Raw genomic sequence first — 12,830 nt, 5'->3', positions numbered from 1 at the left:
ACCTCAGCGCGAGGCGATATCGATCGCGTCGCCCGGCGGCAGCGCGGACAGCGAGCGCGCGACCGCGTCGGTGGCATCCATGACGCGGAGCATATTGCCGCCGGCGAGCCTGGCCATGTCGGCATCGCTCCAGCCGCGCCGCGCGAGTTCGGCGAACAGCAGCGGATAGCCGTCGACGCCTGTCATGCCCTCGGGCCCGGTACCGTTGATGCCGTCATAATCGCCGCCGAGGCCAACATGATCGCGGCCAGCCACCCGCGCGATATGCTCGACATGATCCGCAACGGTCGCGGCGGTAACACGCGGTTCGGGATGGTCCCGGTCCCAGGCGACCAGTGGCGCAGGTGAACGCGCGCCGTAGACGTTGGCGGGCACGCCTGCAGTCTTGGCGAAGGCGGTCCGGTCGGCATCCCAGGCCCGCCACGCGGTCGAGACGAAGGCCGGATAGAAATTGACCATGACGATCCCGCCGTTCGCGCCGATTGCGGCGAGCAGGTCGTCGGGAATGTCGCGCGGTGCGTCGGTCAGCGCGCGGGCGCTGGAATGCGAGGCCATCACCGGCGCCCTGGCGACGGCGAGGACTGCGCGCATCGTCGCGTCGGAGACGTGGCTGACATCGACGATCATGCCGATCCGGTTCATCTCGGCGATGACCGCGCGGCCGAAATCGTTGAGCCCGTTCGCCCACGGCGCATCGGTCGAACTGTCCGCCCAGTTCAGGCTCTTGCCGTGCGTCAGCGTCATGTAACCGACGCCGAGCGCGCGGTACTGGCGCAGCACGGAGAGGCGGCCGTCGATCTGGTGCCCGCCCTCGACGCCGATCAGCGACGCGATCCGCCCCGCCTTCTCGATCCGACGGATATCAGCGGCGCTGGTCGCGCGTTCGAGCGCGGCGGGATTGGCGGCGACGAACCGGCGGACGATGTCGATCTGTTCGAGCGTCATCTCGACCGCGCGCGGGCCGGTCATATCTGCGGGGACCCACACCGACCAGAATTGCGCGCCGACGCGGCCCTTGCGCAGGCGGGGAATGTCCGTCTGGAGCGGGCGCGTGTCCGTGGCGAGATCGAGCGATTCGACCTTGGCGCCGTGCACGTCGCGGATTTCCCAGGCGAGGTCGTTATGGCCGTCGATCACCGGGTTTTTCCTGAGCACCCGGCCGACGCGCGCGGCGATACGGGGATCAGGGGCGACGGGCACCGCGCTTGCCTGCGTGGCGATCAGGAGCAGGGCGGTGATCATGCCGCGCCATCGTGCCCGCCGCGTCGGGCGGCGGCAAGGGGATCAGTCGTCGTCCTCGGGGGCCCCGAGTTCGTTGACCCATTCCTGGTTGTGGACGACGGTCGAGCGGACCGGGCGCCCCGCGGCATCGAGCCAGGGCCGATAGCGATAGCGCAGCTCGATCAGCCGGCAGGTGGTCGCGTCGAGCACTGCATTGCCGCTCGAGCGCGTGATGCTGCACCCGGTGACGCGGCCGTTCGTCTCGACGGTGTAGCGGACACCGACCACGCCGCCCGCGCCGATGATCGCCTCCGCATTGGGGAAGTCCCTGTTCCGGAACCGCCCCTTCAAGAGCCGCGGCGGGCTCTCGTCACCGCCATCGCCGTCGCCGTCGCCGTAGCGGCCGCTGCCGGTACCGTCTCCCTCACCGCCCGCGCCGGTACCGGGCCCCAGGACCGGCGCGGCGCCGGTCGTCGCCGCACTGCCGACGCCGGGCTTGAGCGCAGCGACGATCGGCGGCGGGATGACGGGTGGGACGATCGGGATGGGCGCGACGAGTTCGGTCGCCTTCGACCGGAGATTGGCGGGTGATGCGGCGCCTTCGGGCCGGTGGCTCTTCGCCGGGCGGGGTACGACTTTTTCTAATGGCGGCGGCGGGGGCGGCGGCCCGACCGCGAAGGTCTTGAGCGCGTCGGGGATCGCCGACGGGAGGCTGACGCCGAGGCCGAGGATCAGCGCATAGCCCAATGCTGCACACAGGGCAGCGGCGCCGGCGGCGGACAGGATCCGGTCGCGCGGATGGGGTTGGACGCCGTACATGACTGATATCTGGGGAGGTTGGCGCGGGGCGGCAAGCGTTCGGGCCGCGGCGCTGTCCGGGGGTTTGGTGGGTGGGGGAGGAGGACGCGCAATATGGGTCCGTCTATCCTCCCCTCCGTCAGGCTATGCCTGCCACCTCCCCCTGGCGGGGGAGGAGGGGCGGCGTCAGAGCTTTTCGGTCAGTTCGGGGACGATCTTGAACAGATCGCCGACCAGGCCGATGTCCGCAACCTGAAAGATCGGCGCGTCCTCGTCCTTGTTGATCGCGATGATCGTCTTCGAATCCTTCATGCCCGCGAGATGCTGGATCGCGCCCGAGATGCCGACTGCGACATAGACTTCGGGGGCGACGATCTTGCCCGTCTGGCCGACCTGATAGTCATTCGGGGCATAGCCCGCATCGACCGCGGCGCGGCTTGCACCGACGCCCGCGCCGAGCTTGTCCGCGAGCGGATCGATCAGCGCGTGGAACTGATCGCTCGAGGCCAGCGCACGGCCGCCCGAAACGATGACCTTCGCGCTGGTCAGTTCGGGACGCTCGTTCTTGGCGATCTCCGCGCCGGCAAAGGTCGACAGACCCTTGTCGCCGGTCGAGGCGACCGCCTCGATCTCGCCCGAGCCGCCTTCGGTGGCGGCCTTCTCGAACGCGGTGCCACGGACGGTGATGACCTTCTTCGCGTCCGACGACTGGACGGTGGCGATCGCGTTGCCCGCATAGATCGGGCGCGTGAACGTGTCGTCGCTCTTGACCGAGAGGATGTCGCTGATCTGCATGACATCGAGCAGCGCGGCGACGCGCGGCGCGATATTCTTGCCGTGCGTGGTCGACGGCGCGACGAACGCGTCGTGATGCCCCATCAGCTCGACGATCAGTGGCGCGACGTTTTCGGCGAGCGCGTGCGCGAACGCCGCGTCATCGGCGACGTGCACCTTGCCGACGCCGGCGATCTTCGCAGCGGCGGCGGCGACGGCGTCGACCCCCTGCCCTGCGACCAGCAGATGGACTTCGCCGAGCTTGCTCGCGGCAGTGACCGCGGAAAGCGTGGCGTCCTTGACGACCTGACCGTCATGTTCGACCCAAACGAGCGTCTTCACTTTGCGACTCCCATCGTCTTAAGTTTGCCGACGAGCTCATCGACGTCAGCGACCTTGATCCCCGCCGAGCGCTTGGCGGGCTCGACGACCTTCAGCGTGGTCAGCCGCGGCGTCACGTCGACACCGAAGTCGGCCGGCGCCTTGGTCGCCATCGGCTTCGACTTAGCCTTCATGATGTTCGGCAGCGACGCATAGCGCGGCTCGTTGAGGCGAAGATCGGTGGTGATGATCGCGGGCAGCTTGAGCGTGTCCGTCTCCGCGCCGCCATCGACTTCGCGCGTCACATGGACCGAGCCGTCGGCAATCTCGACCTTCGACGCGAACGTGCCCTGGCCCCAGTTGAGGAGGCCGGCGAGCATCTGCCCGGTCTGGTTGTTGTCGTCGTCGATCGCCTGCTTGCCGAGGATGACGAGGTCGGGCTGTTCTTCCTCGACGATCTTGGCGAGGATCTTGGCGACGCCCAATGGCTCGACCTTGGTCTCGCTGAGGACGAGGATCGCGCGGTCGGCACCCATGGCGAGCGCGGTGCGCAGCGTTTCCTGGGATTTCTGCTCGCCGATCGACACGACGACGATCTCGGTCACGCCCTTGTCCTTCAGGCGGATCGCTTCCTCGACCGCGATCTCGTCGAACGGGTTCATGCTCATCTTGACGTTCGCCAGATCGACGCCCGTTCCGTCCGCCTTCACGCGAGGCTTCACGTTGTAGTCAAGCACACGCTTGACCGGCACCAGCACCTTCATCAGGATTCCTTCCAAGGTGAATATGTTCGTTTCGCCCGCCGGTTACCGGCTGCGTTGGTGCGACAGATGGCGGTTTCGCGTCGTTTTCGCAAGTGCGGTACGGAAACATCGGATACCGTAGCGTCACGACGACCGCCCTATCGGACCGGCTGCGATACCAACGAAAAAGGGCCCGGACGTTTCCGTCCGAGCCCCGTTTTTCGCGAAGTCAGTATGCGAGGCCGACAGCGGTTACGCCGCGACCTTCTGCACCTCTGCGACGATCTTCTTGGCGGCGTCGCCAAGGTCGTTCGCCGGGACGATCGCGAGACCCGAATTGGCCAGGATCTCCTTGCCCTTCTCGACATTCGTGCCCTCGAGGCGGACGACCAGCGGGACCGACAGGTTCACTTCCTTCGCCGCCGCGACGATGCCGTCGGCGATGATGTCGCACTTCATGATGCCGCCGAAGATGTTGACGAGGATGCCCTTCACGTTCGGATCCGCGAGGATGATCTTGAACGCCGCGGTCACCTTCTCCTTGTTGGCGCCGCCGCCGACGTCGAGGAAGTTGGCCGGGAACATGCCGTTGAGCTTGATGATGTCCATCGTCGCCATGGCGAGGCCTGCGCCGTTGACCATGCAGCCGATGTCGCCGTCGAGCTTGATATAGGCGAGGTCGTACTTCGACGCCTCGAGCTCGGCGGGATCTTCCTCGGTCTCGTCGCGCAGCTGCAGCAGGTCCTTGTGGCGGAACAGCGCGTTGCCGTCGAACGCGACCTTCGCGTCGAGCACCATCAGCTTGCCGTCGTTGGTGACCGCGAGCGGGTTGATCTCGATCTGCTCGGCATCGGTGCCCATGAACGCGTCATACAGCTTCGACGCGGTGTTCGCGGCCTGCTTGGCGAGATCGCCGGTCAGCTCGAGCGCGGCGGCAACGGCGCGGCCGTGATGCGGCATGAAACCGGTCGCCTGGTCGATGTCGATCGACTGGATCTTCTCGGGCGTGTCGTGCGCGACCGCCTCGATGTCCATGCCGCCTTCGGTCGAGGCCACCATCATCACCCGGCCGGTGGTGCGGTTGAGCGTCAGCGCGAGGTAGAATTCCTTGTCGATGTCGACGCCGTCGGTGACGTACAGGCGATTGACCTGCTTGCCCGCGTCACCCGTCTGGATGGTGACGAGCGTGTTGCCGAGCATGTCGGTTGCCGCCGCGCGAACCTCGTCCTCGGTCTTGGCAAGGCGGACGCCGCCCTTGGCGTCGGGGCCGAGCTCGACGAACTTGCCCTTGCCGCGGCCGCCGGCGTGGATCTGCGCCTTGACGACGTAGAGCGGTCCGGGGAGCTTCTTCGAGGCCTCGACGGCTTCCTCGACGGTCAGCGCCGCGAAACCGGCGGGGACGGGGACGCCGAACTTGGCCAGCAGTTCCTTGGCCTGGTATTCATGGATGTTCATCGGGAAGGCTCCACGCAATTTTTGGGAAACTCGGGAATTGCCAGCGCGTAAAGCACAGGGCGCGCCGCAAATCCACCCTTAAGGCATTTGCACTTGCGTCTCGTTCGCAATAGAGCGAGGGGATCACTGATTTTTGGCCATTTTGTGGATGCGCGCCGCAGCGGATCGAAACGCCTGCCGGATCACAAACATTTGCGGAAAAGTAACCCTTTTCGTGCCAGAGTTGAACCATGACAGACCCCGCCTACGACTCGCCTGAGACTCGGACCGGTGAAGAGCCCGGTGGAGAGTTGCGCCGGGCGTTGCGCAAATCCGTCAGGATGCGTGCGCATCTGCGCGACCGCGGCCAGACGCGGTTCGAGATCGAAGTGACCGACCTGTCACTGTCGGGGTTCCGGGCCGAGACGAGCTTCACGCTTTGGCCGGGGACGGTCGTGTGGCTGACCTTGCCTGGCCTCGCCGCGCTCGAGGCGGTGGTCGCGTGGCGCGACAGGTTCAAATATGGCTGCGCCTTCGCCAAGCCGCTACACCCTGCGGTGTTCGACCACATCGTGGCGCTGTCGCAGCGGTAAACCGGCGACCGCACCACGATCCGACAGCGGCGCGCCTCAGTCGAACAGGCTCGAGACGCTGGTTTCATCCGCGATCCGCTTGATCGCCTCGCCGAGCAGTGGTGCGATCTGCAGGTGGCGGATCTTGCCATGGGCGCCCTTGATCACGTCGTGATTGCCGATCGAATCGGTGATGACGAGCTCGCGCAGTTCGGAGCCCTCGACCCGCGCGACCGCGCCGCCCGACAGCACGCCGTGCGTGACATAGGCGACGACGCCCTCGGCGCCCGCCTCCATCAGCGCGGCCGCCGCATTGCACAGCGTGCCTGCCGAATCGACGATGTCGTCGACCAGGATGCAGAAGCGGCCCTCGACCTCGCCGATGATGTTCATCACCTCCGATTCGCCCGCGCGCTCGCGACGCTTGTCGACGATCGCGAGCGGCGCGTTGTTGAGCCGCTTGGCAAGCACGCGCGCACGCACGACGCCGCCGACGTCGGGGGAGACGACCATCAGGTTCTTGCCCTTGAACCGCGCAAGGATATCCGCGGACATGACCGGCGCCGCATAGAGATTGTCGGTCGGGATATCGAAGAAGCCCTGGATCTGCCCGGCATGGAGATCGACCGAGAGGACGCGGTTGGCGCCCGCGACGGTGATGAGGTTGGCGACGAGCTTGGCCGAGATCGGCGTACGCGGGCCGGGTTTCCGGTCCTGGCGGGCATAACCCATATAGGGGATGACCGCGGTGATGCGGCGTGCCGACGCGCGCTTCAGCGCGTCGATCATGATGAGCAATTCCATGAGGTTGTCGTTCGCCGGAAAGCCGGTCGACTGGATCACGAACACGTCCTCGCCGCGGACATTCTCGTTGATCTCGACGAACACTTCCTCGTCGGCGAAGCGGCGGACGCTGACATCGGTCAGCGGGATTTCGAGATAGGCGGCGATCTCCTGCGCCAGAGGCAGGTTGGAATTGCCGGTCATCAGTTTCATCAAAATCGCTCCACGCCCAGTCGCACGCCCCTTAGTCCCGGTGTTCCAATGGGGAAAGGGCCGAAGGGGTTTGCCGGGGCGCGCGCCGCTTCGTACAGCGCAGGGCATGACCGTCATAACCCGTTTCGCCCCCTCGCCCACCGGCCGGCTGCACGTCGGCAACATCCGTACCGCGCTCCACAACTGGATGTTTGCGCGCGCTCAAGGCGGACGCTTCCTGCTGCGGATCGACGACACCGATGCGGCGCGCAGCGAGGAACGGTTCGTCGACGCGATCCGCGGCGATCTCGACTGGCTGGGGATGACGCCCGATGGCGAGGAACGCCAGTCAGCGCGGTTCGCGCTGTACGAGGCGCGGTTCGCGGCGCTGGTCGAGAGCGGGCATATCTATCCGGCGTATGAGAGCGCGCAGGAGCTCGACCTGAAGCGCAAGATTCAGGCGGGGCGCGGATTGCCGCCGATCTATGATCGCGCGGCGCTGGCGCTCACCGACGCGCAGCGCGCGGCGTACGAGCGCGACGGGGTGGCACCGCACTGGCGATTCAAGCTCGATCACGACACGCCGATCGCCTGGACAGACCTGATCCGCGGCGAGCAGCATTTCGAGGCGCGGACGATGAGCGACCCGGTGATCCGGCGCGCGGACGGGTCGTGGCTGTACATGCTGCCGTCGGCGATTGACGATGCCGACATGGGCGTGACTCATGTCGTGCGCGGCGAGGATCATGTGTCGAATACCGCGCTGCAGCTGCAGATGTTCGCAGCGCTCGGCGCACCCGCACCACAGTTTGCGCACGAGGCGCTGCTGACCGGGGCGGAAGGGAAATTGTCCAAGCGGCTGGGGTCGCTCGGCGCAGATCATTTCCGGGACGTCGGGATCGAGCCACAGGCGGTGCGTGCGCTGCTCGCGCGGATCGGGACGAGCGATCCGGTCGAGCCGATCGCCGACGCCGCGCCGCTGATCGCGACGTTCGACTTCGCCCGGTTTGGCCGCGCGCCGGCGCGCTTCGACGAGGGGGAGCTGGCGCAGCTGAATGCGCGGATCCTGCATGCGCTGCCCTTTGCCGACGTCGCCGACCGCCTGCCCGCGGGGATGGGCGAGGCCGCATGGGAGGCGGTGCGCCCGAACCTGGTGACGCTCGCCGATGCCGCCGACTGGTGGCAGGTGATCGAGGGGCCGGTCGCGGTCGAACCCGTCGGCGGGGACGAGGATGCGGCGTATCTCGACCAGGCGCTGGCGGCCGCGGCGGCAATCGACTGGGCAAGTGACCCCTGGCACGCGCTGACGAGCCGGTTGAAGGCGGAGACCGGGCGCAAGGGGAAGGCGCTGTTCCTGCCGCTGCGCCGCGCGCTGACCGGGCGCGATCACGGGCCCGACATGGCCGCGCTGCTGCCGCTGATCGGGCGCGAGCGGGCACTGGCGCGCCTCGCGGCGGCACGCGCCGGCTGAGGCTTGAACGAGCGGGCTGAAACCCCGCTGACCGCCCCTCATCCGACGGCGTGCAAAACGATTCCGATCGTGCTTGCGCGGCGCATGTAATGATGTACCATGTCATTTGGCGGTATCGATCGCGCCGCCATCCTCGAGGAGATGCGAAGGAGACGGACGGATGTACGCGGACAGAATGAGCCGGACGGGCGGATTGAATCCCGGAAGCCTAGGCGTCGCTCTGGCGATCAACGGCGTGGTGATCGGGGCGTTGTTTTTTGCGGCGCCGGAACTGGTGCCGTTCACGCCGCCCGACCCGCCACTCACAATCTATATTCCGCACACCCCGCCGCCGCCCACGCCGGTGCCGCCCGCCGATCCGCTGGTCCGCCAGCAGCCGCGCCCAGCGCCGCGGCCCGACGCGCCACTCCCGCAGGTCCCGACACCAACCACCGCGGGGTTCGAGGTCGTGCCCGACCCCCTGCCCCTCACCCCGCCGATCGACGTCGTCGGCACGGGCACGGGAAGTGTGGCGGTCGATCCGCCCAAGCCGTCGCCTCTATTCGTCCAGCCGGGTATCGACCCGCGCTATGCCGCGGATTTCCAGCCGGGTTATCCGTCCGAGGAACGCCGGGCCGGGCGCGAGGGGCGAGTCGTCCTGCGCGTGCTGATCGGCGCGGACGGGCGCGTGAAACAGGTCGAGCGGGTCACCGCCACCAGCGACGCCTTCTATCGCGCGACGCTGGACCGGGCGCTGACGAAGTGGCGGTTCAGGCCGGCGACGCGCGACGGGGTCGCGGTCGAGGCATGGAAGACGATGAACCTGTCGTTCGTGCTGGAAAACTGAACCGCGGGCATCGGCCCACCGCAAGGATGGCATGCAGGACGGCCGCCCGGGTCGTCGCCCAAGGTACTGGCCTTGGGGGGCCTGCATGCCTATCTTTGCGCGATGGGCTCTTTCAGTCGTTTCTCGCCGGTCCGCGCCTATCGCGACCTCCGCCTGTTTCTTCGGGGCCGGCAGCCGTACGAGCTCGGCTTTCTCGCGCTGGCGATGCTCGTCACGGGCTTCCTGATCTACGCCTTCTCGAAGGACAGCTATGCCGAGCGCGAATATCGGCCGAACATCGTCTATGTCGAGCAATGGCCCGCGGATCGCACCGATGCGCAGATCGTCGCCCAGCAGAAGATCGACGCGCCGATCAAGGCCGCGCGCCTGGCTGAGCAGAAGAAGCGCGAGGAGGAAACCCGCGCGTCGTTCAAGCGGATGGACGACAAGCTGAAGGCGCTGGGGATCTGAGCATCGACCAGTCCGGCCGCGGTATTGGCGCGGCACTGGCGCTGGCGGCACGGGGACGCGGGCGTACGGCACCCAACCCTTGTGTCGGCTGCGTGATCGTCGCGGACGGGCGCGTCGTCGGGCTCGGCTGGACGCAAGCAGGCGGTCGGCCGCATGCCGAGGCGATGGCACTGGCGCAGGCGGGCGCGAAGGCGCGGGGAGCCACGGCCTATGTGACGCTCGAACCCTGCGCGCATGAATCACCGCGCGGGCCGGCGTGCAGCGACCTGCTGATCGCGGCGGGCGTGGCGCGGGTCGTCGCGGCGCTGGAGGATCCGGATCCCCGGACGGCGGGGCGCGGGTTCGCGCGGTTGCGCGACGCCGGGATCCACGTCGAAACGGGCGTGCGCGCCGCCGAGGCGCGACGGTCGATGGCGGGGTTCCTTACACGACTCGCCCGCGGCCGGCCGCATGTCACGCTGAAGCTCGCGACCTCGCTCGACGGCTGTATCGCGATGGCGGACGGGTCGAGCCGCTGGATCACCGGGCCACAGGCGCGCGCGCATGCGCATCTCGAACGCAGCCGGCACGAGGCGATCCTGGTCGGGCGCGGGACGTTCGAGGCGGATGCGCCGCGACTCGACGTGCGGCTTGCGGGACTGGAGTCGCAAGCACCGCGCCGCGTGCTGCTGTCGCGGACGGCGCCCGATGCGGACGCGGGGTGGCACGTCATCGCCGATCCGCAGGATATTGCGGCCCTGCCCGGCGACCATCTGCTGGTCGAGGGCGGCGCGGCCGTAGCGTCGGCGTTCCTTGCCGCGGATCTGGTTGACCGGCTGCTGCTGTACCGCGCGCCGATCCTGATCGGGAACGGCCGGCATTCCATTGGCGATATTGGTCTCGGCGATCTTTCCAGCGCGCATGGCCGCTGGTCGATCATCGATTCACGGCAACTTGGCAGCGACCGAGTCGAGGTCTACGAGCGCGAGCGAAACGAGGGATAATGTTTACCGGAATCGTCACCGACATCGGCAAAATCACCAGCGTGGCGCAGCAGGGCGACACGCGCGTGGTCATCGCGACCGCCTATGATCCCGCCACGATCGACCTGGGAGCGTCGATCGCGTGTTCGGGCGTGTGCCTGACCGTGGTCGACAAGTCCGCGGGCGGCGACGGACCGCACTGGTTCGCGGTCGACGTCTCGGGTGAGACGATCAGCCGCACCGCGCGCGACCAGTGGACGCAAGGTCGCCCGCTCAACCTCGAACGCGCGATGAAGCTCGGCGAGGAGCTGGGCGGGCATATCGTCACCGGCCATGTCGACGGGCTCGGCACGGTCGTGTCGGTGGTCGAGGAGGGCGGCTCGCATCGCGTCACCGTCCGCGCCGGCACCGACATCGCCCCGTTCATCGCCGCCAAGGGATCGGTCACGATCGACGGCGTGTCGCTGACCGTCAACACCGTCCGCGACGTCGACGGCCCCGATGGGCAACGCGCGGTCGAATTCGGGCTGAATATCATCCCGCATACTTGGGGCGTGACTACGCTCGGGACGATCGAAACGGACCGGACGGTCAATATCGAGATCGACGTCCTTGCCCGCTATCTCCAACGGATGGAGCATTACCGTGTCAATGCCGGCTGAACGCAGCGCCGAACTCGGGCGCCTGAAGCATGGATATCTGTCGAGCCCCGAAGAGATCATCGACGAGGCGCGCAACGGCCGGATGTTCATCCTGGTCGATGACGAGGACCGCGAGAACGAGGGCGACCTGGTCATCCCCGCGCAGATGGCGACGCCCGAGAAGATCAACTTCATGGCGAAGTTCGGTCGCGGGCTGATCTGTCTCGCGCTGACCAGGGCACGGACCGAAGAGCTCGGACTCGAGCTTATGAGCCGCAACAACGGCACAAGGCACGAGACCGCGTTCACCGTGTCGATCGAGGCGCTCGAAGGCGTTACCACGGGCATCTCTGCGGCGGATCGCGCGCGGACGATCGCAGTGGCGATCGATGCGACCAAGCAGAAGGCGGACATCGTCACCCCAGGCCATGTCTTCCCGCTGGTCGCGCGCGACGGCGGCGTGCTGATCCGCGCCGGCCATACCGAGGCGGCGGTCGACGTCGCGCGGCTGGCCGGGCTCAACCCCTCGGGCGTGATCTGCGAGATCATGAACGAGGACGGGACGATGGCGCGGATGGACGACCTCGTCACCTTCGCGCAGTTCCACAACATCAAGATCGGCACGATCCGCGACCTGATCGCGTATCGCCGCCGCTACGACCATCTCGTCGAGAAGCGCGCCGAGGCCAGGTTCACGTCTGAATGGGGCGGCGACTGGACTGCGCTGACCTTCTGGAACAAGGCGACGGGCACCGAGCAGGTCGCGCTGGTCAAGGGCCGGATCGACCCCGCAAAGCCGACGCTCGTCCGAATGCATGCGCTGTCGCCGTTCGCCGACATCTTCGGCGAATCGGGCGATCGCGGCCGGATCCTCGCGCGGTCGATGCAGATGATCGCGGACGAGGGCGCGGGCGTGATCGTCGTCATCAACCGGCCGCGCGGCAACGCGTTCACCTCTGCCGTGCTGAAGAAGGCAGGCGCGGAGATCACCCCGGACATGGAAGAGCTGCGCGACTACGGCGTCGGCGCGATGATCCTGACCGAGCTCGGCGTCCATGACATGGTCCTGATCACCAACACCCACCACACGCTGGTCGGGCTCGACGGCTATGGCCTGTCGATCGTCGGCGAACGCCCGATCGCTCCCCTCGACACCGAAAAGGCTCCCAACTGATGGCGCATATCCTGATCGTCGAAGCGCGGTTCTACGACCATCTGAACGACCTGCTGATCGAGGGCGCGCGCGCGGCGATCGAGGCCGCGGGCCACAGCCACGAGACGATCACCGTCCCCGGCGCGCTCGAGGTCCCCGGTGCGATCGCGCTGGCGGCCGAAAGCGAGACCTATGACGGCTATGTCGCGCTGGGTGTCGTGATCCGCGGCGAGACCTATCATTTCGAGATCGTCGCGGGCGAGAGCGCGCGCGGGATCATGGCGCTGACGATGGACGGCCTGCCGATCGGCAACGGCATCCTGACCACCGAGAACGAGGCGCAGGCGCTCACGCGTGCGCGCCCGACCGAGGGCGACAAGGGCGGCGGCGCGGCCAAGGCGGCGCTCGCGATGCTGGCACTGAAGGACCGCTTCGTCGCGTAGGATGCCTGGGCGTTCGGATGTCCGCCCTCATCCACGCACGATCGCC

General features: G+C 67.5%; 14 protein-coding genes. 8 read left to right on the top strand and 6 right to left on the bottom strand.

Annotated elements, in window-relative coordinates; all coding sequences use genetic code 11:
• Positions 1 to 3: 3 nt before the first annotated feature.
• The 5 genes from J3A66_RS11380 to sucC form a co-directional block, all read right to left on the bottom strand.
• Complete coding sequence (locus J3A66_RS11380) at positions 4 to 1,242, bottom strand: dipeptidase (RefSeq protein ID WP_209568979.1); 1,239 nt, start codon at positions 1,240 to 1,242, stop codon at positions 4 to 6.
• 42 nt (positions 1,243 to 1,284) lie between these two features.
• On the bottom strand, positions 1,285 to 2,040 hold the full coding sequence (locus tag J3A66_RS11375) for a TonB family protein (protein WP_209568977.1): 756 nt from the start codon (positions 2,038 to 2,040) through the stop codon (positions 1,285 to 1,287).
• A 165-nt stretch (positions 2,041 to 2,205) separates the two neighbouring features.
• Positions 2,206 to 3,135 carry an electron transfer flavoprotein subunit alpha/FixB family protein gene (locus tag J3A66_RS11370; protein WP_209568975.1) on the bottom strand — a complete coding sequence of 310 codons (930 nt, stop codon included), beginning with the start codon at positions 3,133 to 3,135 and terminating at the stop codon, positions 2,206 to 2,208.
• The gene (locus tag J3A66_RS11365; RefSeq protein WP_031393439.1) at positions 3,132 to 3,878 is read right to left on the bottom strand and encodes an electron transfer flavoprotein subunit beta/FixA family protein; all 747 of its coding nucleotides are present in this window, start codon (positions 3,876 to 3,878) and stop codon (positions 3,132 to 3,134) included. Before J3A66_RS11365 ends, J3A66_RS11370 begins: the two co-directional genes overlap by 4 nt.
• A gap of 231 nt (positions 3,879 to 4,109) precedes the next feature.
• Complete coding sequence (gene sucC, locus J3A66_RS11360) at positions 4,110 to 5,312, bottom strand: ADP-forming succinate--CoA ligase subunit beta (RefSeq protein ID WP_031440309.1); 1,203 nt, start codon at positions 5,310 to 5,312, stop codon at positions 4,110 to 4,112.
• A 230-nt stretch (positions 5,313 to 5,542) separates the two neighbouring features.
• On the opposite strand from sucC, the gene J3A66_RS11355 reads away from it, so the two are divergent.
• Positions 5,543 to 5,884, top strand: coding sequence for a PilZ domain-containing protein (locus J3A66_RS11355; protein ID WP_209568973.1), 342 nt, complete (start codon positions 5,543 to 5,545; stop codon positions 5,882 to 5,884).
• A gap of 36 nt (positions 5,885 to 5,920) precedes the next feature.
• On the opposite strand, the gene J3A66_RS11350 is transcribed toward J3A66_RS11355, so the two are convergent.
• Complete coding sequence (locus J3A66_RS11350) at positions 5,921 to 6,859, bottom strand: ribose-phosphate pyrophosphokinase (RefSeq protein ID WP_056673279.1); 939 nt, start codon at positions 6,857 to 6,859, stop codon at positions 5,921 to 5,923.
• A 106-nt stretch (positions 6,860 to 6,965) separates the two neighbouring features.
• Here J3A66_RS11350 and gltX point away from each other — a divergent pair, with 106 nt between their 5' ends.
• From gltX to ribH, 7 genes are all read left to right on the top strand, one after another.
• Complete coding sequence (gene gltX / locus J3A66_RS11345; protein ID WP_166746547.1) at positions 6,966 to 8,309, top strand: glutamate--tRNA ligase; 1,344 nt, start codon at positions 6,966 to 6,968, stop codon at positions 8,307 to 8,309.
• Positions 8,310 to 8,469: 160 nt separating this feature from the next.
• Positions 8,470 to 9,135, top strand: coding sequence for an energy transducer TonB (locus tag J3A66_RS11340; RefSeq protein ID WP_166746548.1), 666 nt, complete (start codon positions 8,470 to 8,472; stop codon positions 9,133 to 9,135).
• 102 nt (positions 9,136 to 9,237) lie between these two features.
• Positions 9,238 to 9,585: a hypothetical protein gene (locus tag J3A66_RS11335; RefSeq protein WP_031396092.1), complete on the top strand. Its 348-nt coding sequence runs from the start codon at positions 9,238 to 9,240 to the stop codon at positions 9,583 to 9,585.
• A gap of 23 nt (positions 9,586 to 9,608) precedes the next feature.
• Positions 9,609 to 10,568 (top strand): bifunctional diaminohydroxyphosphoribosylaminopyrimidine deaminase/5-amino-6-(5-phosphoribosylamino)uracil reductase RibD, encoded by a 960-nt coding sequence (ribD, locus tag J3A66_RS11330; protein WP_209570482.1) that lies wholly within the window; start codon positions 9,609 to 9,611, stop codon positions 10,566 to 10,568.
• Positions 10,568 to 11,209, top strand: coding sequence for a riboflavin synthase (locus J3A66_RS11325; RefSeq protein ID WP_209568963.1), 642 nt, complete (start codon positions 10,568 to 10,570; stop codon positions 11,207 to 11,209). The genes ribD and J3A66_RS11325 overlap by 1 nt, the downstream gene beginning before the upstream one ends.
• Positions 11,199 to 12,362, top strand: a complete 1,164-nt coding sequence (gene ribB, locus J3A66_RS11320; protein WP_037531593.1) for a 3,4-dihydroxy-2-butanone-4-phosphate synthase — start codon at positions 11,199 to 11,201, stop codon at positions 12,360 to 12,362. Before J3A66_RS11325 ends, ribB begins: the two co-directional genes overlap by 11 nt.
• Positions 12,362 to 12,784 carry a 6,7-dimethyl-8-ribityllumazine synthase gene (gene ribH / locus J3A66_RS11315; RefSeq protein ID WP_031440486.1) on the top strand — a complete coding sequence of 141 codons (423 nt, stop codon included), beginning with the start codon at positions 12,362 to 12,364 and terminating at the stop codon, positions 12,782 to 12,784. The genes ribB and ribH overlap by 1 nt, the downstream gene beginning before the upstream one ends.
• The last annotated feature ends 46 nt before the right edge of the window (positions 12,785 to 12,830 follow it).

Origin of the sequence: Sphingomonas sp. PvP018 (assembly GCF_017876865.1) — a bacterium.
GTDB lineage: Bacteria > Pseudomonadota > Alphaproteobacteria > Sphingomonadales > Sphingomonadaceae > Sphingomonas > Sphingomonas aerolata.
Note: the sequence above shows the minus strand (reverse complement) of the source record. Positions and strands in the feature narration are given on the sequence as shown.

Excerpts from the sequence above, each read along its gene's own strand:
- J3A66_RS11380 (WP_209568979.1), bottom strand. The coding sequence starts at position 1,242 with ATGATCACCGCCCTGCTCCTGATCGCCACGCAGGCAAGCGCGGTGCCC.
- J3A66_RS11375 (WP_209568977.1), bottom strand. The coding sequence starts at position 2,040 with ATGTACGGCGTCCAACCCCATCCGCGCGACCGGATCCTGTCCGCCGCC.
- J3A66_RS11365 (WP_031393439.1), bottom strand. The coding sequence starts at position 3,878 with ATGAAGGTGCTGGTGCCGGTCAAGCGTGTGCTTGACTACAACGTGAAG.
- sucC (WP_031440309.1), bottom strand. The coding sequence starts at position 5,312 with ATGAACATCCATGAATACCAGGCCAAGGAACTGCTGGCCAAGTTCGGC.
- J3A66_RS11355 (WP_209568973.1), top strand. The coding sequence starts at position 5,543 with ATGACAGACCCCGCCTACGACTCGCCTGAGACTCGGACCGGTGAAGAG.
- J3A66_RS11350 (WP_056673279.1), bottom strand. The coding sequence starts at position 6,859 with ATGAAACTGATGACCGGCAATTCCAACCTGCCTCTGGCGCAGGAGATC.
- gltX (WP_166746547.1), top strand. The coding sequence starts at position 6,966 with ATGACCGTCATAACCCGTTTCGCCCCCTCGCCCACCGGCCGGCTGCAC.
- J3A66_RS11340 (WP_166746548.1), top strand. The coding sequence starts at position 8,470 with ATGTACGCGGACAGAATGAGCCGGACGGGCGGATTGAATCCCGGAAGC.
- J3A66_RS11335 (WP_031396092.1), top strand. The coding sequence starts at position 9,238 with ATGGGCTCTTTCAGTCGTTTCTCGCCGGTCCGCGCCTATCGCGACCTC.
- J3A66_RS11325 (WP_209568963.1), top strand. The coding sequence starts at position 10,568 with ATGTTTACCGGAATCGTCACCGACATCGGCAAAATCACCAGCGTGGCG.
- ribB (WP_037531593.1), top strand. The coding sequence starts at position 11,199 with ATGCCGGCTGAACGCAGCGCCGAACTCGGGCGCCTGAAGCATGGATAT.
- ribH (WP_031440486.1), top strand. The coding sequence starts at position 12,362 with ATGGCGCATATCCTGATCGTCGAAGCGCGGTTCTACGACCATCTGAAC.